This window comes from Streptomyces sp. NPDC037288 (genome assembly GCF_055603265.1).
Genome location: NZ_JBVJVY010000028.1, coordinates 63,301 through 89,581, shown reverse-complemented (window position 1 = coordinate 89,581; position 26,281 = coordinate 63,301). Strand labels below are relative to the sequence as shown.

Below are 26,281 nucleotides of genomic sequence, written 5' to 3'. Positions count from 1 at the left end.
GCCTCTCGATTCGGCTACTCACTGGATGACGACTGCGAACCTATATTAGAGCTCTAATCATCGCCAGCGTATTAATCCTCGCCCAGGCATTAATGTGGCCGGGTGACCTCCATGCCCGCGTCCGAGCGCCTCGGCTCCCACCTCAAGCGGGCCGAGCAAGCCCTCAACGCGACCAAGGCGGCGGTCCTGAAGCCCGCGGGCCTGACCGTCGCCCAGTACGCCGCGCTGCTCCACCTCTCCGCCCACCCCGGCATCTCCGCGGCGGCCCTGGCCCGGCTGTGCGGGGTCACCCCGCCGACCATGAACACGGTTCTGAAGAACCTCCAGGACCGCGACCTGATCACCCGCAGCCCGCACGAGTGGCACAAGAACGTCCTGGAGACCCGGCTCACGGACGAGGGCCGTGCCGTACTCGCCGACGCCGACACCTCCGCCGTGCGCGTCGAGCGGGCCCTCGCCGCGGAGTTCACCGACGCGGAGCGGGACGCCCTGACCGGGCTGCTCGCGCGCTGCGTCAGAGTGCTGGAGGAACAGCGCCCGGGAAGCTCATGACGGGCTCCGGCGCCGGATCCGTCACCCAGCCCGCCGCCAGCACCAGCCGGGACTCGCGGTCGACGGCGAGGAAGCCGAAGGGACGGTCGAAGACGGCCCGGACGACCGTGGACTCGTAGCGGAACTGCGGCGGCGCGCTGCCCGGCGCCGCCATCACGGCCGTCACCGCCGCCGCCCGGAAGCCGAGCGCGCCGAACTGGGCCACGGCCGACTGGCGGGCCTCTCCGACGGCCAGCGGCTGGGCGCTCACCCCCGGGAAGTGGCCGGCCCGGGTGTCCGACGCCGCCGTCAGGCCGAAGAGGTCCGACAGGGCTCGCAGATCGTGGTCGGCGCGCACCTCGTACACCACCGTCCGCACGTCCAGCGCCGGCGGGGCCGGCTCGACGGCCGGCTGTCGTTCCACGTACAGCCCCGGCCCCACATGCCCCGGTGGCAGCGAGCCGCCCCCGGTGAGCGGCAGTGCCCGCTCCACGACGGACACACCGGCCGCGAGCACCTGACCCGGCGTCATGCGTTCCTCGCCGAGCAGCAGATGGACGTCCAGGCCGTTGTCGCCGGGCACCGTGAGCGCGGTGACGAAGCCGTCCGGCGTGCCCGTCACCCCCACCCGGTCCGGCCGTACGCTCCGGCGGTGCAGCCCGCGCAGTGTGCGCCCCTGCCAGGGGCCGGCGTCGGGCCTGAGCGGCAGCTCCGTGAAGGGCTGCCGCCAGGTCGTGCGCAGCGCGAGGGCGCTGGCCAGCACCAGCCGCGCGTCCCGGGTCAGCGTCACCGGCATGCGCTCGACCAGCCCGCCGGTCCGGTCGGCCGCCCAGGCGTCCAGCCGCTCCTGCGCGGTGACGAGGTCGTCCCCGAACACCCCGTACGTCCCGGCGGGCAGCCCCGCCCGCCACTCCTCGCGCAGGGCGAGCGCATGGTGCGTCCACAGGCCGAGTGCCGCGTCCACACCGGACACCGCCCCCAGGGCCCCCAGCAACTCCCGTGCCGCCGGGGCCGCCTGGTCCGCCGGCAGGCCGAGGGCCTCGCCGAGCTCCGTCCGCGCCGGGCCCGTCGCGCCGTCGGCCAGGAAGGCCAGCAGAGGCCAGACCCCGGCCGCCGAGAAGACCGTGCCGTTCCGCGCGGTCGCCGCCCACCGCCTGGTGAGACCGTTCACCGCCCGTACGACCTCGCCGCCCACCCGGCCCCCGGTCAGGGTCGCCACCCTCATTCCGCCCCCGTTCCACTGCGCGCGTCCGCCCCAGGAGCACGGTACCGGTATCCGTACCTCCGCCCCCGGCCCCCACAGGTGTGAGCGCATCTATACGGGGGAGAAAGTGCCTGGGTAAAGCCCCCGCGCGCCCCATGTCATCACATCGAGTGATTCTCTGGCCTTTGCTTGCACGATACAACCCAGGGTTGCCAGGCTGTTGCTGTCTGTACAACCTGATGGGAGCGGCCAGTGACTTTCGGTGAGCAGCCGGCGTACCTGCGTGTCGCGGGTGATCTCCGCAAGAAGATCGTCGACGGTTCACTGCCGCCCCACACCCGGCTGCCCTCCCAGGCCCGCATCCGCGAGGAGTACGGCGTCTCGGACACGGTCGCGCTGGAGGCCCGCAAGGTGCTGATGGCCGAGGGGCTGGTCGAGGGCCGGTCCGGCTCCGGGACGTATGTGCGCGAGCGGCCCGTGCCCCGCCGGGTGGCCCGCTCCGGGTACCGCCCGGCCGGCGGCGCCACGCCCTTCCGGCAGGAGCAGGCCGACGCCTCGGTGCGCGGGACCTGGGAGTCCAGCAGTGAACAGGCCGAGGCCGGGACCGCCATCGCCGAGCGGCTCGCGATCCGGGCCGGCGACCGGGTCATGCGCACGAAGTACCTGTTCCGGGAGGCCGGCGAGCCGATGATGCTCTCCACCTCCTGGGAGCCCCTCGCCGTCACCGGCCGCACCCCCGTGATGCTGCCCGAGGAAGGCCCGCTCGGTGGCATGGGCGTGGTCGAGCGCATGCGCGCCATCGACGTCATCGTGGACAACGTCACCGAGGAGGTCGGCGCCCGCCCCGGCCTCGCCGAGGAACTGCACGTCCTCGGTGGTGTCCCCGGCCATGTGGTCGTGGTCGTCCAGCGCACGTACTACGCCTCCGGCCGCCCGGTGGAGACCGCCGACGTGGTGATCCCGGCCGACCGGTACCGGGTGGCGTACCACCTGCCCGTGAAGTGACGGCGGGCGGCCGGTGGGGCCGTCCGCCGTGAAGTGGCGCCCGGATTCCCGGGCGGGTGCGCACGCCCTGCGAGTGAGGTAGCGCACACCCCGGGCGCCCTTCGCGCCCTGACGCTCCGGTGACGCGGCCCCGGCCGGGGCCGACCGGCCGCTGTAATCCGGCCGTATTCCCAGGTGAACAAGGGTCACTCGGGTATGCCCACGACGCACGACGGGGGTGTTCACGACGGCGCGTTCGCTCCCGTGCGCCCCCGGCGTTCTGGCTGGTTGCGTACCTCTTTGTGAAAAGGCGTATTCGCTGCGTGAAGGTTGGGCGTACGCTCGGGCATATGCGGATTGCGGTTTCCTTAGGCGGGGCTCGGCGGGGGCCCGGGACGGGAAGCGGGTGGTGGGGCGGTGCGAGAAGGAGCGGCGCGGGTGGTGGGGGCCATGAGTGAGGGGACGGTCTCGCTGCCCTGGCTCGTGATACGGCAGGACGACAACGGCAATCGCTATCGCGTCGGACGGTACGCGACCCGCGCCGAGGCGCAGAAGATCGCCGACAGCCTCGACGACCAGGGCCACAAACAGCTGTACTGGGTCGAGCGCATCGGCCAGAACGGGGACGGCGCCCGGAACTGACCGCGCGGCGCCTCCCGTAGGCTCCGCCCCATGACGCCCACGACACCCAAGACACCCATGACGGACCGGATCGTGGTGGTGGGAGCGGCCCTGCTCGACGGCGGCCGGCTGCTAGCCGCGCGCCGTAGTGCCCCCGCCGACCTGGCGGGCCGTTGGGAGCTGCCCGGCGGCAAGGTCGAGACGGGCGAGCGGCCCGAAGGCGCCCTGGTGCGTGAACTCCGCGAGGAACTGGGCATCGACGCCGAACCGGTCGAGCGCGTGCCGGGCCAGTGGCCGCTGCGGGCACCGTACGTCCTGCAGGTGTGGACCGCCCGCCTGCTCCCCGGCTCACCCGCGCCCCGGCCCCTCCAGGACCATGACGAGCTGCGCTGGCTCGCCCCGGCCGAGGTCTGGGACGTGCCCTGGCTGGACCAGGACGTCCCCGCCGTTCGCGAAGTCGCCCCCCGGCTCACCCAGGGCATCCGCTGAGCCCCCCGATACGCCGTTCGTGCCACAGTGCGCCCTCCCGCGCGGTACTGCCCACGGGATATCGGGTATGTGCCCATTAACCCCATGAAACCGGACATGGGTGGGCTCGCTGGCCTGGGAAGTGATCGGCGTGATCGACACTGATGGCGACTGCGTCGAGTGGACCTTTCCCGCGGAGCCGGGCGCCGTCCGCACCGCACGCGCCGCGGTCCGCGGGAAGTTGCACGGCTGGGGCCTCGACTGCCTCGCCGACCTCACCGCCTTGCTGGTCAGCGAGCTGGTCACCAACTCGCTGCGGCATGCCACCGGTCCCATCGGCGTACGGCTCGTACGCCCCGGCGGGCCGGCCGACACCCTGCGGGTAGAGGTCTCCGACCCGCTGCCCGACCCGCCGCGCGAGCGCGTCGCCCGCGACGAGGACGAGAGCGGGCGCGGGCTGCAACTGGTCGCCGGCTCCTCGCGCCGCTGGGGCACCCGGCCCGGCGCGAGCGGAAAGACCGTCTGGTTCGAACTGGCGGTGCCGGGGTGAGCCGGAAGCATCCGGGGGGCACGGGGGTGTACGGCCGGCGGTGGTCCGCCCACCGTGCGCTCCGGGCGCGCGGCCGGTCCTGCGGTGCGTGATTCGAGGGCGTGTTCCCTGGTTAGAAGACTGGAAGTGTTGTCACGGACCGGTCCGAAAAACATCTGGACCGAGCTGTGATCGTGAACACCGTGTCGTGCGGCACCGTAGTGCTGGATACTGCGGGCAGCCGCCCCCGGTGACCGGTGCCGGACGCGGTGAGCTGGAGGGGACGGTTCGCGTGAGCGGGATACCAGCGAAGGCCACGGAGTCCGAGGACCCGTCGGACGGCGCGAGGCACCAGGCCGCGGAGACTGCCGCGGCTCCCGGCGACGCCATGTGGCAGAGCAGTCCGCCCGGTTCGATCTACGACTACATCAAGGTCGCGTCCTTCTCCATCGGCCCCGGCGGACTGGTCGACCAGTGGAGCCTGCGCGCCGAGCAGCTCTTCGGCATCCCCGCCGCACGCGCCGTCGGCATGGACCCCATAGAGGCCTTCATCGACCCCGACCTGCGCGAGCGCGGCCAGCGCAAGATGGCCGAAATCCTCGACGGGCGGGAGTGGACCGGGGTCGTGCCCTTCCGTATGCCGGACAAGGCGGACGGCACGCGCGGCGAGGACGGCCTCGCCGAGGTCTACGTCATGCCCACCCGGACCGGCGAGGGCGACAGGGCGGCCGTCTGCATCGTCGTGGACGTGCGGACCCTGCGCAGCATCGAGACCGATCTCGCCGCCTCGCAGGCGATTTTCGGGCAGTCTCCCTTCGGATTCCTGCTGATCGACGACGATCTGACGGTACGTCGGGCCAACGAGCGGTTCGCCTCCGTCTTCGGCGGGACCCCCGACGACCACCGGGGCAAGGGCGTGCACGACTATCTGCCGCGCGGTGAGGCCGAGCGGGTTTCGGCCACGCTGCGCCGGGTGCTGCAGTCCGGTGAGTCCATCACCGACATGCATGTCACGGGGTACGTCCCCGGCTCCGAGGAACGCCGGCACTGGTCCGTCAACCTCTACCGCGTGCACAGCGGCAGCGGCCGGCCCATCGGTATCGCCTGGCTCGGCACCGACATCACCGCCCGCCGGGCCGCCGCCCGCGAGGCCGCCGCCGCCCGGCGCAACCTCGCCCTGCTCAACGAGGCCGGCGCCCGCATAGGGAACTCCCTCGACCTGGAGACCACGGCCCGGGAACTGCTCGACGTCGTCGTCCCCGGCTTCTGCGACCTCGCCACCGTCGACCTCTACCAGGGCCTGCTCGCCGGCGACGAGACCCCGCCCGGCCTCGCCGACGGCAGTGCCGAACTGCGCCGCGTCGCCTTCGCGAGCGCGGTCGCCGGCGTCCCCTTCACCAGCTCCGGCGAGTCCGTCGAGGTCGGCGCGGTCCACCATTTCCCCTTCAACTCGCCCTGTGCGGACGCCCTGCGCACCGCCCGGCCGCAGCGGGTGCCCGCGGAGGAGGGCGGCCTGGTGCAGTCCACGCTGGCCGTGCCGATGGTCGCCCACGACACGGTCGTCGGCCTCGCCCAGTTCGCCCGCACCAAGGGCAGCGAGCCGTTCGGCGACCGTGACCGGGAGCTGGCGGTGGAGCTGGCCGCGCGCGCCGCCGTCTGCATCGACAACGCGCGCCTGTACCGCCGGGAACACGAGCGGGCGCTGATACTGCAGCGTTCGCTGTTGCCGCCGGGCGACCCCGAGGCCTCCGGGCTGGACATCGCCTGCCGCTATCTGCCCGGCAACGCGGCCACCGAGGTGGGCGGCGACTGGTTCGATGTGATCGAACTGCCGGGGCACCGTACGGCGTTGGTCGTGGGCGACGTGATGGGGCGGGGCCTGCGGGCGGCGGTCGCGATGGGCGAACTCCGCACCGCGGTACGGACACTGGCCCTGCTGGACCTCGAACCGGCCGAGGTGCTCTCGGCGTTGGACGAGATCGCCCGGGGGCTCGGTACCCCGGGCGTCCAGCAGGCCACGCGTACGGCGCGCCAGCCCCGGGACGCCGACCTGTCCGAGGTGTACCTCGCGACCTGTGTGTACGCGGTGTACGACTCCGTCACCAGACGCTGTACGTTCGCCAACGCCGGCCATCTGCCGCCGGTGCTGGTCGAGCCCGGCGAGGCCGCACTGATGCTGGACGTGCCGCCCGGCATGCCGCTCGGCGTGGGCGGCGAGCCCTTCGAGGAGGTCGAGGTCGAGCTGCCCGAGGGCGCACTGCTGGCTCTCTACACGGACGGCCTGGTCGAGTCCCGCGACCACCCCCTGGACGAGGGGCTCCAGGCCTTCGTCGGGGCGCTCACCGACCCCTCCCGCCCTCTGGAGGACGTCTGCGACCACGTCCTGAGCACCCTCGACACCCACCACGGCGAGGACGACATCGCGCTGCTGATGGCGAGGGTGCAGGGGCTGCCGGCCGATTCCGTCGGCGACTGGACGCTGCCGCGCGAGCCGCGGAGTGTGGGGCGGGCGCGGGAGTACGCCCGGGCGCAGCTGCTGAACTGGGATCTGGAGCCCCTGGTCGACACGGCGGAGCTGCTCGTCAGCGAGCTGGTCACCAACGCGCTGCGGTACGGGGAGGGGGACATCCGGCTCCGGCTGCTGCTGGACCGCACACTGGTCTGCGAGGTGTGGGACTCCGGCCTGGTGCAGCCTCGGCGGCGAAGGGCCCGGGACACGGACGAGGGGGGCCGGGGGTTGCAGCTGGTCGGGTTGCTGAGCGCGGCGTGGGGCTCCCGCAGGACGCCTCGCGGCAAGACGGTGTGGTTCGAGTTGCCGTTGCCCGGTGGCGAAGCGGGGCTGACCGACCCGGCGGAGGCCCTGCTGAGCCTCTTCTGACCCGGGCCCCCCGGGGGCTCCGCCCCCGACGCGCCCGCGGACCCGCCGCGCGCGTCGGCCCCGGCCGGGTCCCGTTGGTTACGCGTGCGGCCGCAAGCCGTGGCGGCCTCTTGTTTCCGGGCCGCCGTAGCCGGCCGGCGGACCCCCGTCCTGGTCCTCGGCCAGGAGCACACCGCCCAGGACCGCACCGGACAGTCCCGGCGCGTCACCGCCGACGCCCGTGTACGGGTTGCCGTGTGCTCGTACGTCCCGTTCCGCCAGGTCCCGGGACTCGCGGGCGAGGGCGTCGGCCTGGCCGGCGCGGCCCGCGCCCAGCTCCCGTGCCGCCTCCGCCAGGAGAACCCGTGCCTCCGGGCCCACCGCGCCCCGGTGCACGGTGACGAACTCCTCCGCCCCGGCGACGGAACCCCTCGCCACGAGCAGCGCCGCCGCGGCCGGTGCGCCCCAGTGGCCGGTGTCCAGCCGCTCCACGGCCCGGGCGATCCGGCGCAGGGCGTCCAGCGGGTCGTACGGGCCCGCCGTCCGCTCCTCCCGTACGGCGGCCAGCACGCCGTCCGCGTGGGCCAGCCGCGCGTGCAGCTCACCGCTGGTCAGCGACCCCCGCACGCCACCCTTCCGGGCCGCCGCGATCTCCGCCTCCGCGCCGGTCAGCGCGGCCGGCACCAGCTCCGCGGCCTCCCGGAGCCCGGCCGCGAGCCGTTCCACCCCGGTCACCAGGACCTCGGCCTGGGCCACCGCGCCCTCGGCGGCGCGCAGCTGCCCGGCGGCTCGTCCGCCGTCGCCCGCGTCGGCCGCCTGACGGGCCTCGTTGAGCCGGACGGTGGCGAACACCAGCCGGTCCTTGGCCTGTTCGACGTACCCGGTGACCGGCCCGACGGCCGAGGCGGTGTACCGCTCGTGCAGCTCCGCCAGGGTGTCCTGCGCGGCCACCGTGCGCCCCGTCAGCTGCCGGAACCGCCGCTCGGCCGGCTCCAGCGCCCCGGCCGCCCCCGGCCCGTCCAGTTCCCGCAGCCGGTCCAGCTCGGGGGCCTTCGTGTCCAGCCGGCGTCCCGCCTCCGCGCACCGGCCGACCACGCCGACCAGCGCCTGCCGCCGCGCCGCCGCGTCCTTCGGTGTCCCCTGCGCGTACCGCCGCCAGATCGCGCACGCGGCCGTCAGCTCGGTCTCGGCGGCCCGCAGGGCGTGCGCGAGGGGTTCGGTCGCGGCCTCCCCGAACTGCCGCTGGACGACGGCGAGTTCCTCACGGCTGGTCCGTACGCAGTCGTCGGCCAGGACCAGTGCCGCGCGAGCCTGGCGCTCGAAGTCGGCCGGGGTGGGGGCGGGCGGGGCGACGGAGACGATCCCGGGGGTCGTACGGGTGCGGGCGCGGCGGGTGCGGCGCAGATAGCCGTATCCGGCCAGCCCCACGGCCGCGACCCCCGCGGCGAGGGGCAGGACGAGATCGGCGGCGGACGTCTCGTCCTGCTGCGGCGCGGCGGCGCTCGCGACCGTGCCGGCGGGCGCCACGGGAACCGGATCCTGTGTGCCGACCGTCATCACCGGCAACACCAGCCACCCGGCCCCGACCGCGGCACCCAGCACGGCATGCGCCACCCGCACCGGTATGTGCGCCGTGGCACGCCGGGGCCGGCCCCGGATCAGGGAGGACGTCACATTTCGGAGCGTATGGGCAGGTAGACGCCTTCGCGAGCGGAAGGGATACGGGTGGGGGAAGAGAAGGACAGGGGACAGAAATGGACACCGAAGGAACGGCGGCCGGCGCACCGGCCGGACGGCGACGCCGCCGCGCACTGCGCTGCGCCCTCGCCGTACTCACCCTCCTGCTCCTCCCCCTCCTCACCGCCGAAGCGGCCCTTCGCATCAACTGCACCGGCACCCCGCAACCCGGCACCACCACCCGCCACCAGGACGCCCTCTGGCTGGGCCACGCCTGGGTGGACGGCCGTAAGACCGACCGCGACGTCCAGACCCTCGCCCGGCGCCTGAAGACCACCGGCATCCGGGACCTGTACGTCCACGCAGGCCCCCTGGAACATGACGGCACCCTCCCCAAGGCGTCCTACGCCAAAGCCCGTTGGCTGACCACGGCCCTGCACCGCGCGGCACCCGGCGTCCGCGTCCAGGCCTGGCTCGGCGACAAGCTGGCCAGTGAGGGCCCCGACGGGCTGCGTCCGGACCGGCCCGCCACCCGCGCCGCGATCCTCGCCTCCACCCGCCGGATCCTCGCCGCCGGCTTCCAGGGCGCCCACTTCGACCTGGAGCCCCTCCACTCCGGCGACAGGAACTACCTCGCCCTCCTCGACGACCTCCGCACGCTCACCCACGCCCACCACGCGCTGCTCTCCGTCGCCGCCCACCAGATCGACCCGCTCCCGGCCTTCCACTCCTTCTGGGGCGCGACCACCGGTCACCCCAAGTGGTGGTCGCAGTCCTACTTCGGGCAGGTGGCCCGCCGCGTGGACCAGATCGCCGTCATGTCGTACGACACGATGCAGCCGCTGCAGAGCCTCTACGGCGGCTACGTGGCCCAGCAGACGAGCCTCGCCCTGGAGGTCACCCCGGACACCACCGACCTCCTCATGGGCCTGCCCTTCTACCACGAGAACCGCTTCGGCCACTGGGCCCACGCGGAGACCGTCCCGGCCGCCGTGCGCGGTGTCCGCCTGGGCCTGTCCCGCACCGACCCCGACCGCGTCCGTTTCGGCGTCGCCCTGTATGTCGACTTCGCGGCCACGGAGGCGGACTGGCGGGCGTACGAGGAGAACTGGGTCACCGGCGGGACGACCAGCGGCATGCACATGTACGTGGTGGTGCCGGCCGTGGCGGCCGTGGCCCTGCTCGCGGCGGCCGGTGTCGCGTCCGCCACCACGGACTGGGTGCCGCCCCTGGCCCGCCGCAGGGTGCTGCGGCCAAGGCTGTGGGGGTACGGGACGCTGGTGACCGCGCTCGGGCTGGGCCTGTTCATGTTTCTGGGGCCGCTCGCCGACGCGGGGCTGTCCGCCCTGCCCCTCGCCGGCTGGATGCTGTTCCTGGGCGGGATGGGCGTCCAGTTCCTGGCCCGGCGTCCCGGACGCTCCGCTACGAAGACCTCCTCCTGATCTTCGAGCCCAGCCACACCAGCGGGTCGTACTTGCGGTCGACCGCCCGCTCCTTCAGCGGGATCAGGGCGTTGTCGGTGATCCTGATGCCCTCGGGGCAGACCTCCGTGCAGCACTTGGTGATGTTGCAGTAGCCGAGGCCGTGTTCGTCCTGCGCCGTGCGTTTGCGGTCCAGGCCCGTCTCGGCGGCCGCGTCCAGCGGGTGCATGTCGAGTTCGGCGATCCGCATCAGGAAGCGCGGGCCCGCGAAAGCGGTCTTGTTCTCCTCGTGGTCACGGACGACGTGGCAGGTGTCCTGGCACAGGAAGCACTCGATGCACTTGCGGAACTCCTGCGAGCGGTCCACGTCCTCCTGCATCATCCGGTACTCGCCGGGCCCCACGCCGGCCGGTGGCACGAACGCCGGGACCTCTCTCGCCTTCTGGTAGTTGAAGCCGACGTCCGTCACCAGATCGCGGATCACCGGGAAGGCGCGCAGGGGAGTCACAGTGATCGTCTCCGCGCGGTCGAAGACCGACATACGGGTCATGCACATCAGCCGCGGGCGGCCGTTGATCTCCGCCGAGCACGAACCGCACTTGCCGGCCTTGCAGTTCCAGCGCACGGCCAGGTCGGGCGCCTGGGTGGCCTGGAGGCGGTGGACGATGTCCAGGACCACCTCGCCGTCGTTGACCTCGACCTCGAAGTCCTCCAGGCCACCACCCTGTGCGTCGCCCCGCCACACCTTGAAGCGGGCCTCGTAGCTGCTCACTCGTACAGCTCCTCTTCGGCGAGGTACTTGACCAGCTCCTCCTTCTCGAAGAGGGCGAGCAGGTCCGGGCGGATGGGTTCGGTGGTCTCGCGGGTGAGGCGGATCTGACCGCGGCCGGGGTCGGTCGCCACGAGGCCGCCGGTGGGGTCGGTGAGGGCGCACAGGAGGTTCACGTTGCGCCAGGCGCGGTCCATCGTCGGATGGTCCTCGCGGGTGTGTCCGCCGCGCGACTCGGTGCGCTCCAGCGCGGCCCGTGCCACGCACTCGCTGACCAGCAGCATGTTCCTGAGGTCGAGGGCCAGGTGCCAGCCGGGGTTGAACTGGCGGTGGCCCTCCACGCCGGCCCGGCGGGCCCGCAGGCGCAGCTCGCCGAGCTTGTGCAGGGCCTGCTCCATCTCGCCCTCGCGGCGGATGATGCCGACCAGGTCGTTCATGGTCTGCTGGAGTTCCTGGTGCAGGGTGTACGGGTTCTCCGGCGGGCCCGCCTCGCCCTCCCGGTCCGTCTCCGCCGAGAACGGGCGCAGCGCCTCCGCCGCGGCCGTGTTGACCTGCGCGTCGTCCACCGGCGGGCGCTGGTACGCCAGCCCCTGCGCGTACTGCGCCGCGTGCCAGCCCGCCCGCCGCCCGAAGACCAGCAGGTCGGAGAGGGAGTTGCCGCCGAGCCGGTTGGAGCCGTGCATGCCGCCCGCCACCTCACCGGCCGCGTACAGGCCCGGCACGCCGCGCGCCGCCGCCGTGTCCGAGTCGACCGCGATGCCGCCCATCACGTAGTGGCAGGTCGGCCCGACCTCCATCGCCTCCGCCGTGATGTCGACGTCCGCCAGCTCCTTGAACTGGTGGTACATGGAGGGCAGCCGGCGCCGGATCACCTCGGCGGGCATCCGGGTGGACACGTCCAGGAAGACCCCGCCGTGCGGCGAACCCCGGCCCGCCTTCACCTCGGCGTTGATCGCGCGGGCCACCTCGTCGCGGGGGAGCAGCTCGGGCGGGCGCCGGTTGTGCTCCGGGTCGTCGTACCAGCGGTCGGCCTCCTCCTCCGACTCGGCGTACTTCTCCTTGAACACGTCCGGGACGTAGTCGAACATGAACCGCTTGCCCTCGGAGTTCCTGAGCACCCCGCCGTCGCCGCGCACCGACTCGGTGACGAGGATGCCCTTCACCGACGGCGGCCAGACCATGCCCGTCGGGTGGAACTGCACGAACTCCATGTTCAGCAGCGGCGCCCCGGCGAGGAGCGCGAGTGCGTGTCCGTCGCCCGTGTACTCCCACGAGTTCGACGTGACCTTGAAGGACTTGCCGATACCACCGGTCGCGATCACCACGGCGGGGGCTTCGAGGACGAAGAAACGGCCGGTCTCGCGGTCGTAGGCGAAGACCCCGGAGACACGCTCCCCGTCCTTCAGGACGCGGGTGACGGTGCACTCCTGGAAGACCTTCAGCCCGGACTCGTAGTCCCCGGTCTCCTTGAAGTCCTCCTGCTGCAGGGCGACGATCTTCTGCTGGAGGGTGCGGATCAGTTCCAGGCCCGTACGGTCGCCGACGTGCGCGAGGCGCGGATACTCGTGGCCGCCGAAGTTGCGCTGCGAGATCCGGCCGTCCTTCGTACGGTCGAACAGCGCACCCCAGGTCTCCAGCTCCCACACCCGGTCCGGGGCCTCCTGCGCGTGCAGCTCGGCCATCCGCCACTGGTTGAGGAACTTGCCGCCGCGCATGGTGTCGCGGAAGTGGACCTGCCAGTTGTCGTGCTCGTTGGCGTTGGCCATCGCCGCCGCGATGCCGCCCTCGGCCATCACGGTGTGCGCCTTGCCGAACAGCGACTTGCAGATCACCGCCGTACGGGCGCCCCGCTCACGTGCCTCGATCGCGGCCCGCAGTCCGGCGCCGCCGGCACCGACCACGACGACGTCCCACTCCTGGCGGTCGACCACGGACATCAGCTCAGTACCTCACTGGTCTCTAGAAGAAGCGGGGATCGGCGAAGACGCCGGACGCGACGAGATACACGTAGAAGTCGGCGAGCGCCACGCTCAGCAGCGACGCCCACGCCAGCTGCATGTGGCGGGCGTTGAGCCTGCCGACGAACCGCCACGCCTTGTAGCGCACCGGGTGTTTCGAGAAGTGCTTGAGCTTGCCGCCGACGATGTGCCGGCAGGAGTGGCAGGACAGCGTGTACGCCCAGATCAGCACGATGTTGACCAGGAACACCAGGGTGCCGAGCCCCATGTGGCCCCAGCGGTAGTGCGTGTCCCGGAACGCCAGCACGGTGTCGTAGGTCAGCACGCCGGCGACCAGCAGGGCGGCGTAGAAGAAGTACCGGTGGAGGTTCTGCAGGACCAGCGGGAAGCGGGTCTCTCCGGTGTACGTGCGGTGCGGCTCGGCCACCGCGCAGGCGGGCGGGGACGCCCAGAAGCTGCGGTAGTACGCCTTTCGGTAGTAGTAGCAGGTCAGCCGGAAGCCGAGCGGGAAGATCAGGATGATGATCGCCGGGGAGACGCCCCACCAGCTGCCGAACAGCTGCCAGTTCGGCCCGGCGTGCATGACCTTGCAGCTCTGCGCCAGGCACGGCGAGTAGAACGGTGAGACGTAGGGCGCCGCGTAGTAGTACACGTCGGCGAAGGCCCGCCAGGTCGAGTAGACGACGAAGGCCAGCAGACCGGCCGCGGTGACGGCGGGCGCCAGCCACCAGCGGTCGGTCCGCAGATGCGGGGCGGCGATCGCGGCGCGCGTACCGGTCCGTACGCCGCCGTTGTTCTGTTGGGGTTCCGTACCAGTAGCCAAGGGGGACTCCGGTCGGTCGGGGTTCAGGGGGCGCGGCGGTCGCGGGCGCCCAGGCCCTCGTCGTCCGAGTCCGTCCACAGGCTGATGTCGTACGGCGTGTCGGAGATGGTGACGAGGTCGGGCCGGCGCGGGGCGTCCGGCGCGGCGGTCGCCGCGCGCAGCAGCGCCAGGCTCTCGCGCAGATGGTCGGCGTCCAGTCGGACCCGGCGCATCTCCAGGCCGCCGCTGTCGAGCTGGTGCTCCAGGCGTCCCAGCGACCGGTACAGGTCGTCGAGGGAACGCTGGACCGAGGTGATGTCGTCGTGCACGGACATGACTTGCCCTCACTTCCGTGGGTCCGGCGAACCCTGGGCGGCAACGTTCATGCGCCTTGGAGTGTTGCGCGCCGCACCTGCCGGTGTGAAGGCATGTGCAGCGATTGGCGGAGGCGTACGGGTGCATCTCGGGTGGTGTTGCGCCGCACGGGTGGGGTTACCGCCCGTCGCCGCCGTGTCGCCCGCGGTTGCCGGATCCTTTCCTCTTCAGTGGGCCGCATAGATCTGATCAGCTCCATATACCGCCAAAGGTGATCAGCTCCATATACCGACAAATGTGAGCATAAAGCCAGTGGCTCCCCGGAGGTAGCAGAGATGTCCCATGACGGCGCCGGCGCCCGCTCGCGGCACCCCCAGCGGAGCGTCATGCGTTCGGTCACCTTTCTGACCGCCGGTGTGCTCGCTGTTCCCCTCCTCGCCGGATGCGGCTCCGACGACAAGCCCCCCAAGCCCCTCGCCGGGCAGGACATCGCCCCGGTGGCGCGTGATCTGGTCGTCGACGGCGGCACGCTGAAGTGGGCCGTCGACGCCGTCCCGGAGACCCTGAACACCTTCCAGGCCGACGCCGACGCGGGCACCACCCGGGTGGCCCAGGCCGTGCTGCCGTCGATGTTCCGGCTGGATGCCACCGGCCGGCCGGTGCCCAATCCCGCCTACCTGGAGTCGGCCAAGGTCATCGAGACCGAACCGCGCCAGGTCGTGCTGTACAAGCTGAACCAGCAGGCGGTCTGGAGCGACGGCCGGGAGATCGGCGCCGCCGACTTCGTCGCCCAGTGGCGCGCCCTGTCCGGCAGGAACAGCGCCTACTGGACCGCCCGCAACGCCGGCTACGACCGCATCGAGAAGATCGAACGCGGCGCCAACGACCTCCAGGTCCGGGTCACCTTCTCGCGCCCCTACGCCGACTGGAAGTCGCTGTTCTCCCCGCTGTACCCGAAGGACGTCATGGGCACCCCGGACGCCTTCAACGACGGTGCCCGCCGCAAGCTGACGGTCACCGCCGGCCCCTTCAAGGTGGAGAAGGTCGACCCCGCCGCGAAGGACGTGGTCCTCACCCGCAACCCTCGCTGGTGGGGCAGGCCCGCCAAACTGAACGAGATCGTGCTGCACGCCGTGGCCCGCGACCAGCGGGCGGTCGCGCTCGCCGACGGCAGCGTGGACCTGGCCGACGTCGATCCCGCCGACGCCGAGCGGATCGGGCTCGCCGCCCGCGGCACCACGAACCCGCTGCAGGGCTCCGGCAGGACCTCCCTGACGAAGCTGCGCTCCTGGGCGCTCGCGCACGGCTTCGGCTCCGACCGGGCCGGGGCGGGTCGGACGAAGCTGCGCACGGCCATCGCCGAGTACCTGGACGAGCAGCAGGCGCTGCGCGACGTCGAGGTCCGCAAGTCGCTGGAGCCCGCCTACACCCAGCTCGCCCTCAACGGTTCCGGGGGCCCCCTCGCCGACGAGCGCGTCCGCCGGGCCGTCGCCCGCGCCGTGGACCGCAAGGAACTGGCCAAACTGGTGCTCACCCCGCTCGGCCTGCCCGCCGTCCCGGTCGGCAGCCACCTCGCCCTGTCCGGGCAGGCCGCCTACTCCGACAACAGCGACGCGATCGGTGACCAGGACGCCAAGGCGGCGCAGGCGCTGCTGGCCGACGCCGGCTGGGTGCCGGGCGGCCCGGTCAAGGAGGAGAGGAAGGGCGAGAAGGCGGCGGGCTCCGAGGGTGATCACGGGAAGGGCAAGAAGGAGCAGGAGGACAAGTCCGACGGCGGTGACGACGGCGCGTACATCGTCGGCGAGGACGACAAGAGCGGGGACGGCAAGAGCGGGGACGGCAAGAGCGGGGACGGCAAGTCGGGGGGCCGCGACGACGGCGGGGACCGGCACATCGCACAGGGGGGCAAGCACGGGGGTGTGCCCGGTGCGTACGCCCCCAAGGGCACGGCCGCGCCGGCCGCCGCTCCGGCGGGCCTGCTCGCCAAGGACGGCAAGGCGCTCGCGCTCCGCTTCGTGCTGCCGTCCGGCGCCGGCTCCGAGGTGCTGAACTCGGTCGCCGTGCGGATCTCGGCGATGCTGGAGCGGCTCGGGATCCGGACGACGATCACCAAGGTCTCCGACGAGAGCTACTTCAAGGACCACATCGCCTCCGGCGACTACGACCTCGCGCTGTACTCGTGGCCGACCTCGGCGTTCCCGGCGACGGACGACCGGCCGGTCTACGCCAAGCCGGTACCGGCGGCGGACGGCTCCCTGAACGTCGAGCAGAACTACACACGCGTGGGGACCGACCAGGTCGACCAGCTCTTCGACCAGGCCGTGGCGACGCTGGACGAGGGTGAGGAGGTCTCCCTGATCCGCAAGGCGGACTCCAGGATCTGGGCCGCGGCGGGATCGATTCCCCTGTACCAGCGGCCCCAGCTGGTGGGTGCGCGGAAGAACCTGGTCAACGCCGGGGCGTTCGGTTTCCAGACACCGGTCTACGAGGACATGGGCTTCCTGAAGAAGGGGGCGAAGATCTCCCCCAGTCCCACGAAGTGACCTGCACGGAGATCGCCGTGTGGCCCTGAGAAGGCCGACTCACTCGGGGCCACGTACCATGGGGTGAGGCCGTGGCGTGTCCAGCCCGGCAGGGCCCGTGCGACACAGACGTACGCGCAGGGCGATCCTCACCACTCCGGGAGTACGGCAGCTTATGGCCACGCGCCACGACATCCGCAACGTCGCCATCGTCGCTCACGTCGACCACGGCAAGACCACCATCGTCGACGGCATGCTGAAGCAGGCCGGCGCGTTCGCCGCCCACCAGCTCGACTCGGTCGACGACCGCATGATGGACTCGAACGACCTGGAGCGTGAGAAGGGCATCACGATCCTCGCCAAGAACACGGCGGTCAAGTACCACCCGAAGGACGGCGGGGACCCGATCACCATCAACATCATCGACACCCCCGGCCACGCCGACTTCGGCGGCGAGGTCGAGCGCGGTCTGTCGATGGTCGACGGTGTCGTGCTGCTGGTGGACGCCTCCGAGGGTCCGCTGCCGCAGACCCGCTTCGTGCTGCGCAAGGCGCTCCAGCAGCGCCTGCCCGTCATCCTGTGCATCAACAAGACGGACCGCCCGGACTCCCGCATCGACGAGGTCGTCAACGAGACCTACGACCTCTTCCTGGACCTGGACGCGGACGAGGAGCAGATCGAGTTCCCGATCGTCTACGCCTGCGGCCGTGACGGCGTCGCCTCGCTGACCAAGCCGGCCGACGGCACCGTCCCGTCGGACAGCGACAGCCTGGAGCCGTTCTTCTCCACGATCCTGGAGCACATCCCGGCGCCGACGTACGAGGAGGACGCGCCGCTGCAGGCCCACGTCACCAACCTCGACGCCGACAACTTCCTCGGCCGTATCGCGCTGCTCCGCGTCGAGCAGGGCGAGCTGCGCAAGGGCCAGACGGTGGCCTGGATCAAGCGCGACGGAACCGTCAGCAACGTGCGCATCTCCGAGCTGATGATGACCGAGGCCCTCACCCGGAAGCCGGCGGAGAAGGCCGGTCCCGGTGACATCTGCGCCGTCGCCGGCATCCCGGAGATCATGATCGGTGAGACCCTCGCCGACACCGAGAACCCGGTCCCGCTGCCGCTGATCACGGTCGACGAGCCCGCGATCTCCATGGTCATCGGTACGAACACCTCGCCGCTGGTCGGCCGCGGCGGCACCGGCAAGGGCGCGGACGCGAAGGCGGCCGTGAAGGACCGCAAGGTCACCGCCCGCCAGGTCAAGGACCGCCTGGATCGCGAGCTGATCGGTAACGTCAGCCTGCGTGTCCTGGAGACCGAGCGTCCGGACGCCTGGGAGGTGCAGGGCCGTGGCGAGCTGGCACTCGCCATCCTGGTCGAGACCATGCGCCGGGAGGGCTACGAGCTCACCGTCGGCAAGCCGCAGGTCGTCACCAAGGACGTCGACGGCAAGGTCTACGAGCCGGTCGAGCGCATGACGATCGACGTGCCCGAGGAGCACATGGGCGCCGTCACGCAGCTCATGGGCGTCCGCAAGGGCCGCATGGACAACATGTCCAACCACGGCTCGGGCTGGGTCCGCATGGAGTTCGTCGTCCCGTCCCGCGGTCTGATCGGCTTCCGTACCGAGTTCCTGACCCAGACCCGCGGCACCGGCATCGGCCACTCCATCCACGAGGGCCACGAGCCCTGGTTCGGCACGCTGCAGACGCGCAACAACGGCTCGCTGGTCGCCGACCGCGCCGGTGCCGTCACCGCGTTCGCGATGACGAACCTGCAGGAGCGCGGTGTGCTGTTCGTGGAGCCGGGCACCGAGGTGTACGAGGGCATGATCGTCGGCGAGAACTCCCGCTCCGACGACATGGACGTCAACATCACCAAGGAGAAGAAGCTCACCAACATGCGGTCCTCGACGGCCGACGTGGCCGAGTCGATCGTGCCGCCGCGCAAGCTGTCGCTGGAGCAGTCGCTGGAGTTCTGCCGTGACGACGAGTGCGTCGAGGTGACCCCGGAGGCCGTTCGCATCCGCAAGGTCAACCTCGACCAGCGTGAGCGGGCCCGCGCCGCGAGCCGCGCCAAGCACGGCTGATCCAGGACCCGTTGAGCCCGGGTGCCCCCCATGGTGGGGGCACCCGGGCTTTTTGCAACCCGTTTTCGGGGCGCCTATGTCCGGCATGCGGAGACCGTTGCCCGATACCCATGTAACAAGTCCGTTTCGTGCCTTCTTCTGTCGAACACTTTGTCCAGATTTTGGAAGCTTCCGCGGCGATCCGTGACTGAATTGAGATCTACGGGCGGTGGTCGGTGGTCGACCCATGGCAGATAGTTAGCCGCGAAGCGCTCGGGTCAACGGGTCTCGCGCACTGTGGGGACAGTGCGTCGACTCGCGAGCACCAGGGGATGTCTGTCCCTCCGTCAGGGGTGTCGGAGGGGCGACGGAAACCCCCTCCTGTTGGTGAACGCGTGGAGTCACTCATACCTTGAAACGGACGAACCGTGACAAGTCCTATCGACATTGAGGGCGGCGGGACTTCGGTCGTCGTCGACGGCGAACCAGGGCCGGCGGCGAAGAGCGAAACCGTCAAGCTCGAGGGCCGGTCTCCCGGCCAGCTGATGTGGATGCGCTTCAGGCGCGACCGCACCGGTGTGATCTCGGCCTACGTCGTGGGCTTCTTCTTCCTGACCGGCCTGCTCGCCCCGCTGATCGCCAAGCTGTACGGCAAGAACCCGTACACGGTGTACGCGGACGAGCGTCCGGACCTCTTCGACAGTGCCGGCGTGCCGGTCCAGCCCAACGGCGGTATCAGCGGCGACTTCTGGTTCGGCCTCGAACCCGGCAACGGCTACGACGTCTTCACCAAGCTGGTCTACGGCATCCGCACCTCCCTGATGATCTCGGTCGCCGTCACCGTCGCCGTGGTCGTGACCGGCATCCTGCTCGGTGTCGCTGCCGGGTATCTCGGCGGCAGGACCGACTACTTCATCGGCCGGGTCATCGACTTCCTGCTCGCGTTTCCGGCCCAGCTGTTCTTCATCGCGAGCATGCCGGTCGTGGTCTCCCTCTTCGTCAGCCCGCGCGACGAGACACCGACCTACGTCCGGGTGGTGGCCCTGATCCTGGTCCAGTGGTTCCTGGGCTGGATGGGCCTCGGCCGGATCCTGCGCGGCACCGCACTCGCCCTGCGCGAGCGGGAGTTCATCGAGGCGGCCAAGGTCAGCGGGGCCTCGCCATGGCGGATCATCCGCAAGGAGATCCTGCCGAACATCGTCACCCCGCTGCTGGTGCAGTCGACGTATCTGCTGCCCAACTTCGTGACCGCCGAGGCCGGTCTGTCCTACCTGGGCGTCGGCATCGTCGAACCGACGCCGGACTGGGGGCAGATGTTCTCCAAGGCGTCCACCGAACTGGTGATGCAGAACGACATCACCTACATGTTCTTCCCCGGCGTCTCGATGATCGTCTTCGTCGTCGCGTTCAACCTGCTCGGGGACTCGGTCAGAGACGCCTTCGATCCCAAGACCGCGCGCTGACCTGGCACCACGTCAACCACACGGATCGTCACTTTTCACAGATGGGTGGGAAATTTCGTGATGAGTAGGGGCGGACGCCACGTATACGGCGCACTCTCCGTGCTCGCGGCCGGAGCTCTCGTGCTCACCGGTTGCAGCAAAGGCGGCAGCGACAGCAGCGCCAACGACAAGAAGGACCAGGAGAACGCCAAGCGACAGCAGGCGTCGATCAAGTTCGGTGGCGCGGCGGAGTCCACCGGCCCGGCGGCTCCCGTGCCCGGAGCCAAGTCGGGCGGCACCATGGAGGTGCTGCAGCGGGACTCGTACGCGCACCTCGACCCGGGCCAGATCTACGTCTCGGACCAGATGTCCGTCGCGCAGCTGCTGCACAGAGGCCTGACCGGCTACAAGTCCACGAGCGACGACGGCAGGAAGCACGAGGTGGTCGGCGACCTCGCCACCGACTCCGGGACCACCACCGACGGCGGCAAGACCTGGAAGTACACACTCAAGGACGGCATCAGGTTCCAGGACGGCACCCCGATCACGTCCAAGGACATCCGGCACAGCGTCGAGCGGCTCTTCGCGCCGTTCATCAACCAGGGCCCCGCCTACCTCCAGCAGTGGCTCGCCAACGCCTCCGGCGCCGACTACCGCAAGCTGCTGCCGGACGGGCCGTTCAAGGGCAAGCACCTGCCCGACTCCGTTCTGCAGACCCCGGACGAGAAAACCGTCATCTTCCACTTCAAGACCCCGCACCCCGACCTGCCCTACGCGCTGGCGATGTCCGGCTACGCGGTGGTCTCGGAGAAGGGGGACACCAAGCAGCGGTACGACAAGGCCCCGGTGGTCTCCGGCCCGTACAAGATCCAGTCGTTCAAGTCCGGCAAGTCGATGGTGCTGGTCAAGAACACCAACTGGGACCCGAAGACGGACCCGATCCGGCACCAGTACGTGGACCGGTTCAACATCACGTTCAACCAGCAGTACGAGACCTCCACCAAGGCCCTGCTGGCCGACAGCGGCGCCGACCGGACCGGCATCAGCTTCAACAACCAGGTCGACGCGGGCAACCTGTCCCAGGTCCTCAAGGACCCGAAGATGAAGTCCCGCACGGTCGGCGGCTACCAGCCGTACGTGGGCCAGATGAACATCAACATGAGCCACCCGGCCATGAAGGACAAGACGGTCCGCGAGGCCATCGCCTACGCCCTGCCGGTCACCCCGTTCCTGCGCGCCTACGGCGGCACCGACGCCATGGAGGTCGCGGGCGGCCTGATCTCCCCGACCGTCTCCGGCTACGACCCCTCCTTCGACCCGTGGGGCAAGAAGAAGAAGCCCGCCGGTGACCCGGACAGGGCCAGGGCGCTGCTGAAGAAGGCCGGCAAGCTCAACATGAAGCTGACCTTCGGCTACATCAACACCCCCGAGGGCCAGCAGTACTCCACCGCCATGGCGGCGGGCCTGAAGAAGGCCGGCTTCGACGTCCAGCGCCAGGAGATCCCCTCCGAGACCTACTACGACCAGGTCTCCAAGCTGAACAACAACTACGACATCTTCCACACCGCGTGGGGTGCCGACTGGCCGTCCGCCCTGACCGTGCTCCCGCCGCTGTACGACGGCCGTGTGATCGCCGACGGCGCGCAGAACTACTCGCAGGTCAACGACCCGAAGATCAACAGCGAGATCGACCGGATCAGCAAGATCACCGACCCGGTCAAGTCGGCGGCCGAGTGGGAGAAGCTCGACCAGTACATCGTCAAGGACGTCGTCAACGTCGTCCCGACCGCGTACTACAAGCAGGTCCAGATCGCCGGCTCCCAGGTCGGCGGTCTCGTCTACGACGACGTGATCGGCGGCGTCGACCCGCGTCGCCTCTTCATCAAGTAACCGTCCCCGCCCGGCACCCGGCGCGCTCCCGCGGAAGGAGCGCGCCGGGTACCGCCGAGGCCGCCGACGTCTGAGAGCTGCCCTGTCATGCTGCGCTTCCTCGTGCGCCGGTTCATCGGTGCAGTCGTCATTCTGTTCCTGCTGAGCATCGTCACGTTCGTGCTGTTCTTCGGGGTGCCCCGGGACCCGGCGCTGATGATGTGCGGCAAGACCTGCAACCCCGACAGCATCGCGAACATCCACCATGTGCTCGGCCTCGACAAACCCATCACCGAGCAGTACGGGATCTTCCTGCACAACCTTGTCATGGGCAGCAGCCAGTTCGCCCAGGGCCCCTGCCCCGCCCCCTGCTTCGGCTACTCGTACCACACCAACGAGCAGGTCTGGTCGACCCTGATGGACCGCCTGCCCACCACCGTCTCGCTCACCCTGGGCGCGGCCGTGTGCTTCCTGTTCGTCGGGCTCGGCACCGGGCTGCTCGCCGCCTGGCGGCGCGGCACGCTGATCGACAAGACGGCCACCGCGGGCGCCATGGTGATCAGCTCGCTGCAGATCTACTTCCTCGGCCCGCTGGCCCTGGCGATCCTCGTCTACCAGACCCACTGGTTCGACAAGCCCGCCTACAACGAGTTCACCCAGGACCCGGTCTCCTGGTTCGCGGGCCTGATCATCCCGTGGGTGATCCTCTCCACGATCTTCGCCGCGCAGTACACCCGTATGGCGCGGTCCTCGATGATCGAACAGCTCCAGGAGGAACACGTCCGCACCGCCCGGGCCAAGGGCATGTCCCGCAGATACGTGTTCTTCCGCTACGCCTGGCGCGGCTCGCTGATCCCGATCGTCACCATCTTCGGCATCGACCTGGGCTCGCTGTTCGGCGGCGCCATCATCACCGAGTACACCTTCGGCCTGCCCGGGCTCGGCAACCTCGCCGTCCAGTCCGTCTTCTTCAGTGACCTGCCGCTGCTGCTCGGCGTGATGCTCTTCTCCGCCAGCATGATCCTGCTGTTCAACATCATCGTCGACGCCGCCTACGCCTTCATCGACCCGCGCGTGCGGCTGTCCTAGGAGCACTGTCGTGACCACTCTGACCAAGCAGGCCGGTGCTCCGAACCCGGCCGGCACCGGTCCCCTGCTCTCGGTGCGGGACCTGCACGTCAGCTTCAAGACCGAGGACGGCGTCGTACGGGCCGTGGACGGGCTCTCCTTCGACCTGGAGCGCGGCAGGACGCTCGGCATCGTCGGGGAGTCCGGCTCGGGCAAGTCGGTGACCAACCTGACCATCCTCGGCCTGCACAACCCCATGTTCACCACGGTGGAGGGGGAAATCCTGCTGGACGGGCAGGAGTTGACCACGGCCCGGGAGTCCGAGCTGGAGAAACTGCGCGGCAACAAGGTCGCCATGATCTTCCAGGACCCGCTCACCGCGCTCTCCCCGTACTACACGGTCGGCCGGCAGATCGCCGAGCCGTACATGAAGCACAACGGCGCCTCCAGGAAGCAGGCCTGGGAGCGCGCCGTGGACATGCTCGGCAAGGTCGGCATCCCGAACCCCGCGGAGCGGGCGAAGGACTACCCGCACCAGTTCTCCGGCGGGATGCGCCAGCGCGCGATGATCGCCATGGCCCTGGTCTGCGACCCCGACCTGCTCATCGCCGACGAGCCGACGACCGCCCTCGACGTGACGGTGCAGGCGCAGATCCTGGACCTGCTGAAGGACCTGCAGCAGGAGTTCGGAACCGGCATCGTCTTCATCACCCACGACCTGGGGGTGATCGCCGACATGGCCGACGACATCATGGTGATGTACGCGGGCGGCGCGGTGGAGCGGGGCACGGTCGACGAGGTGCTCAGGTCCCCGCGCCACCCCTACACCTGGGGCCTGCTGAACTCGATGCCGCGCCTGGACTCCGACCTCGGTGCCCAGCTGTCCCCGATCCCCGGTTCGCCGCCCTCACTGCTCAACCCGCCGTCCGGCTGCCGCTTCCACCCCCGCTGCACCTTCCAGGACCGGGTCGAGGGCACGGGCCGCTGTGTGCGCGAGCGTCCACTGATGGCACCGGACCGGGCCTCCGCGTGCCATCTCACGGAGGAACAGAAGCGGACCGTCTTCATCGAGGAGATCAAGCCCCGTCTGGGCTAGGAGGACAGTGTCATGACAGAGGAGACGGCAGGGGAGATGACAGGGGAGAACGTCCTCACGGCCCCGCGTGAGCACGGCGCGGGCACGGACGGCGAGCCGCTGTTGCAGGTCTCGGGCCTGACCAAGCACTTCCCCGTCAAGGGCGGTTTCCCGATCCGCCGGACGATCGGCGCGGTCCAGGCCGTGGACGGGATCGACCTCGCCGTGCACGCCGGGGAGAGCTTCGGTCTGGTCGGCGAGTCGGGCTGCGGCAAGTCGACCACGGGCCGGCTGATCACCCGCCTCCTGGAGCCGACCGGCGGCACGATCACCTACCGGGGCCGTGACATCAGTCATGCCACCCGCAAGGAGCTCGCCCCGATCCGCTCCGAGATACAGATGATCTTCCAGGACCCGTACTCGTCGCTGAACCCGCGGCAGACGGTCGGCAAGATCATCTCGAGCCCGATGGAGATCAACGGGATCCAGCCCGAGGGCGGCAGGGAGAGGCGGGTCCGCGAACTCCTGGAGATCGTCGGCCTCAACCCCGAGCACTACAACCGCTTCCCGCACGAGTTCTCCGGCGGCCAGCGCCAGCGCATCGGTGTCGCACGGGCGCTGGCGCTGGAGCCGAAGCTGATCGTGGCGGACGAGCCGGTCTCGGCCCTCGACGTCTCCATCCAGGCACAGGTGGTGAACCTGCTCCAGGAGGTCCAGAAGGAACTGGGCATCGCGTTCCTCTTCATCGCCCACGACCTGGCCGTCGTCCGGCACTTCTCGCAGCGCGTCGCGGTGATGTACCTCGGCAAGATCATCGAGGTGGGTGACCGGGAATCCATCTACACCCGGCCGCGCCACCCGTACACCCACGCCCTGCTGTCCGCTGTCCCCGAGGTGAACCTCGCGACGGAGGACGCGGGCGGACGTGAGCGGATCCGCCTGGCCGGCGACGTCCCCTCGCCGATCTCCCCGCCCTCCGGCTGCCGTTTCCGCACCCGTTGCTGGAAGGCCCAGGACAAGTGCGCGACCGAGGAGCCACCGCTGATCCGGATCTCCGGCAACCGCGAGGGCCACCTGACGGCCTGCCACTTCCCTGAGGAGCCGACGATCGAGGCACGGGACGAGGACATCGTGCTGGACCCGGCCCTGGCGGCGTTGGAGGAGGGTGCGGGGGAGCAGTCGTAGAGCGAGCCGGTCCCCGCGGTCCGGTCGCGGGGCTGCCGGCGTCGAGCCCGTCAGGTCGGCCGGGCCACGGTGATGATCTCGGGGCTCCTGGGAGTGAGCGGCCCTCGCCCCCAGTCCCCGTACTGCTCCACAACCGTCAGCCCGGCGTCGGTCAAGAAGCCCTCCAGCGACTGCGTGTCCAGGAAGCGCAGGACGCTGCGGCACACCCGCGGGGCCGGCCAGCCGTCGCCGTCGTAGGTCTCCGTGAACCGCACCCGGCCCGCGTTGAGCCCGTCGCCCTGCACCTCGTGCCACACCCGCACCGGCGTCCCGTCGTCGGCGGTGATCTCGTGCACCCGCTCCGGGACCCATCGCTCCCAGGCGCGGGCGGCCGGATTGCGGGTCTCGAACACGAACCGTCCGCCGTCGGCGAGGGCCGCCCGGACCGCGCGCAGACAGCTGCGGATGTCCTCGTCGGGGACCAGCTCCTGGAAGGCGTGTCCGGTCATGACGACGAGGTCGAACTCGTTGTTCCACAGCCGGGTACGCATGTCGCCGAGCACCCAAGCGACGTCCGGTCGGGCCCGCCGCGCCTGGACGAGCATGGCGGCGGCCGGATCGAGCCCCATCAGCCGGCCCCGGTGCCCCTCGGCCCGGGCCCGCCGCAGTAACCGCCCGGTGCCGCATCCGATGTCCAGCACCGAGCGCGCCTCCCGCACCAGACCGAGGTAGAAGTCGTCACCCGGTCCCCAGGGGTTGAGGTGGTCGTAGAACGCGGCGAGCGTGAGATCTGTGAAGACATGATCTACCACCGCGGCAGTCTGACACACGTTGCTGAACGGTGCGTCAGGTTACGGTGCAGTTCTTGAGCCTTTTTCAACTCTTGGCCAGACAGGCGCAGGTGCGGGCTGACCGGGGAAGGTGCGCCGAATCCGCCCAGCAC

At 70.6% G+C, this 26,281-nt stretch carries 20 protein-coding genes and 1 pseudogene; 14 read left to right on the top strand and 7 right to left on the bottom strand.

Translation table 11 applies throughout. The features are described 5' to 3' along the window. The first annotated feature begins 111 nt into the window (after positions 1-111). Positions 112-552, top strand: a complete 441-nt coding sequence (locus tag ACZ7GZ_RS27830) for a MarR family winged helix-turn-helix transcriptional regulator (RefSeq protein WP_471028244.1) — start codon at positions 112-114, stop codon at positions 550-552. Here ACZ7GZ_RS27830 and ACZ7GZ_RS27825 read toward each other — a convergent pair. After that, positions 515-1,756 (bottom strand): serpin family protein, encoded by a 1,242-nt coding sequence (locus ACZ7GZ_RS27825; RefSeq protein WP_471028242.1) that lies wholly within the window; start codon positions 1,754-1,756, stop codon positions 515-517. The two genes, ACZ7GZ_RS27830 and ACZ7GZ_RS27825, sit on opposite strands and share 38 nt — an antisense overlap. A 231-nt stretch (positions 1,757-1,987) precedes the next feature. Here ACZ7GZ_RS27825 and ACZ7GZ_RS27820 point away from each other — a divergent pair, with 231 nt between their 5' ends. The 5 genes from ACZ7GZ_RS27820 (at position 1,988) to ACZ7GZ_RS27800 (ending at position 7,215) form a co-directional block, all read left to right on the top strand. After that, a complete protein-coding gene (locus ACZ7GZ_RS27820) occupies positions 1,988-2,740 on the top strand; it encodes a GntR family transcriptional regulator (protein ID WP_471028241.1) in 753 nt (250 codons plus the stop codon). 429 nt (positions 2,741-3,169) lie between these two features. After that, entirely contained in the window at positions 3,170-3,361 is a 192-nt protein-coding gene (locus ACZ7GZ_RS27815; protein ID WP_471028238.1) for an SPOR domain-containing protein, read from the top strand. A 57-nt stretch (positions 3,362-3,418) separates the two neighbouring features. Next, entirely contained in the window at positions 3,419-3,829 is a 411-nt protein-coding gene (locus tag ACZ7GZ_RS27810) for a (deoxy)nucleoside triphosphate pyrophosphohydrolase (protein ID WP_471028321.1), read from the top strand. A 100-nt stretch (positions 3,830-3,929) separates the two neighbouring features. Further along, positions 3,930-4,358, top strand: coding sequence for an ATP-binding protein (locus tag ACZ7GZ_RS27805; protein WP_471028235.1), 429 nt, complete (start codon positions 3,930-3,932; stop codon positions 4,356-4,358). A 271-nt stretch (positions 4,359-4,629) separates the two neighbouring features. Continuing rightward, the gene (locus ACZ7GZ_RS27800; protein ID WP_471028233.1) at positions 4,630-7,215 is read left to right on the top strand and encodes a SpoIIE family protein phosphatase; all 2,586 of its coding nucleotides are present in this window, start codon (positions 4,630-4,632) and stop codon (positions 7,213-7,215) included. 78 nt (positions 7,216-7,293) lie between these two features. On the opposite strand, the gene ACZ7GZ_RS27795 is transcribed toward ACZ7GZ_RS27800, so the two are convergent. Continuing rightward, positions 7,294-8,868, bottom strand: coding sequence for a hypothetical protein (locus tag ACZ7GZ_RS27795; protein ID WP_471028232.1), 1,575 nt, complete (start codon positions 8,866-8,868; stop codon positions 7,294-7,296). 80 nt (positions 8,869-8,948) lie between these two features. Between ACZ7GZ_RS27795 and ACZ7GZ_RS27790 the strand changes: the two are divergent. Then, a pseudogene (locus ACZ7GZ_RS27790) lies at positions 8,949-9,986 on the top strand (glycoside hydrolase family 18 protein); the annotation flags it as partial. Between the two features lie 307 nt (positions 9,987-10,293). Here the strand turns inward: ACZ7GZ_RS27790 and ACZ7GZ_RS27785 are convergent. The 4 genes from ACZ7GZ_RS27785 to ACZ7GZ_RS27770 are packed head-to-tail and all read right to left on the bottom strand — an operon-like array spanning position 10,294 to position 14,156. Then, complete coding sequence (locus tag ACZ7GZ_RS27785) at positions 10,294-11,064, bottom strand: succinate dehydrogenase/fumarate reductase iron-sulfur subunit (protein ID WP_471028230.1); 771 nt, start codon at positions 11,062-11,064, stop codon at positions 10,294-10,296. Beyond that, positions 11,061-12,998 carry a fumarate reductase/succinate dehydrogenase flavoprotein subunit gene (locus ACZ7GZ_RS27780; protein ID WP_471028229.1) on the bottom strand — a complete coding sequence of 646 codons (1,938 nt, stop codon included), beginning with the start codon at positions 12,996-12,998 and terminating at the stop codon, positions 11,061-11,063. Before ACZ7GZ_RS27780 ends, ACZ7GZ_RS27785 begins: the two co-directional genes overlap by 4 nt. A 22-nt stretch (positions 12,999-13,020) precedes the next feature. Continuing rightward, entirely contained in the window at positions 13,021-13,842 is an 822-nt protein-coding gene (locus ACZ7GZ_RS27775; RefSeq protein ID WP_471028226.1) for a hypothetical protein, read from the bottom strand. Between the two features lie 23 nt (positions 13,843-13,865). Next, positions 13,866-14,156 (bottom strand): hypothetical protein, encoded by a 291-nt coding sequence (locus ACZ7GZ_RS27770; RefSeq protein ID WP_471028225.1) that lies wholly within the window; start codon positions 14,154-14,156, stop codon positions 13,866-13,868. A gap of 315 nt (positions 14,157-14,471) precedes the next feature. On the opposite strand from ACZ7GZ_RS27770, the gene ACZ7GZ_RS27765 reads away from it, so the two are divergent. The 7 genes from ACZ7GZ_RS27765 (at position 14,472) to ACZ7GZ_RS27735 (ending at position 25,359) form a co-directional block, all read left to right on the top strand. After that, positions 14,472-16,679 carry an ABC transporter family substrate-binding protein gene (locus ACZ7GZ_RS27765; protein ID WP_471028223.1) on the top strand — a complete coding sequence of 736 codons (2,208 nt, stop codon included), beginning with the start codon at positions 14,472-14,474 and terminating at the stop codon, positions 16,677-16,679. Positions 16,680-16,833: 154 nt separating this feature from the next. Then, positions 16,834-18,741, top strand: a complete 1,908-nt coding sequence (typA, locus tag ACZ7GZ_RS27760) for a translational GTPase TypA (protein WP_471028222.1) — start codon at positions 16,834-16,836, stop codon at positions 18,739-18,741. A gap of 407 nt (positions 18,742-19,148) precedes the next feature. Further along, positions 19,149-20,183: an ABC transporter permease gene (locus tag ACZ7GZ_RS27755; RefSeq protein WP_471028219.1), complete on the top strand. Its 1,035-nt coding sequence runs from the start codon at positions 19,149-19,151 to the stop codon at positions 20,181-20,183. 60 nt (positions 20,184-20,243) lie between these two features. Then, on the top strand, positions 20,244-22,052 hold the full coding sequence (locus ACZ7GZ_RS27750) for an ABC transporter substrate-binding protein (RefSeq protein WP_471028215.1): 1,809 nt from the start codon (positions 20,244-20,246) through the stop codon (positions 22,050-22,052). Between the two features lie 87 nt (positions 22,053-22,139). Further along, entirely contained in the window at positions 22,140-23,120 is a 981-nt protein-coding gene (locus ACZ7GZ_RS27745) for an ABC transporter permease (protein ID WP_471028212.1), read from the top strand. A 10-nt stretch (positions 23,121-23,130) separates the two neighbouring features. Then, the gene (locus tag ACZ7GZ_RS27740) at positions 23,131-24,195 is read left to right on the top strand and encodes an ABC transporter ATP-binding protein (RefSeq protein WP_471028210.1); all 1,065 of its coding nucleotides are present in this window, start codon (positions 23,131-23,133) and stop codon (positions 24,193-24,195) included. 36 nt (positions 24,196-24,231) lie between these two features. Then, positions 24,232-25,359, top strand: a complete 1,128-nt coding sequence (locus ACZ7GZ_RS27735) for an ABC transporter ATP-binding protein (RefSeq protein ID WP_471028319.1) — start codon at positions 24,232-24,234, stop codon at positions 25,357-25,359. A 50-nt stretch (positions 25,360-25,409) separates the two neighbouring features. Here the strand turns inward: ACZ7GZ_RS27735 and ACZ7GZ_RS27730 are convergent, their stop codons facing one another. Continuing rightward, positions 25,410-26,150: a class I SAM-dependent methyltransferase gene (locus tag ACZ7GZ_RS27730; protein ID WP_471028209.1), complete on the bottom strand. Its 741-nt coding sequence runs from the start codon at positions 26,148-26,150 to the stop codon at positions 25,410-25,412. Between the last annotated feature and the right edge of the window lie 131 nt (positions 26,151-26,281).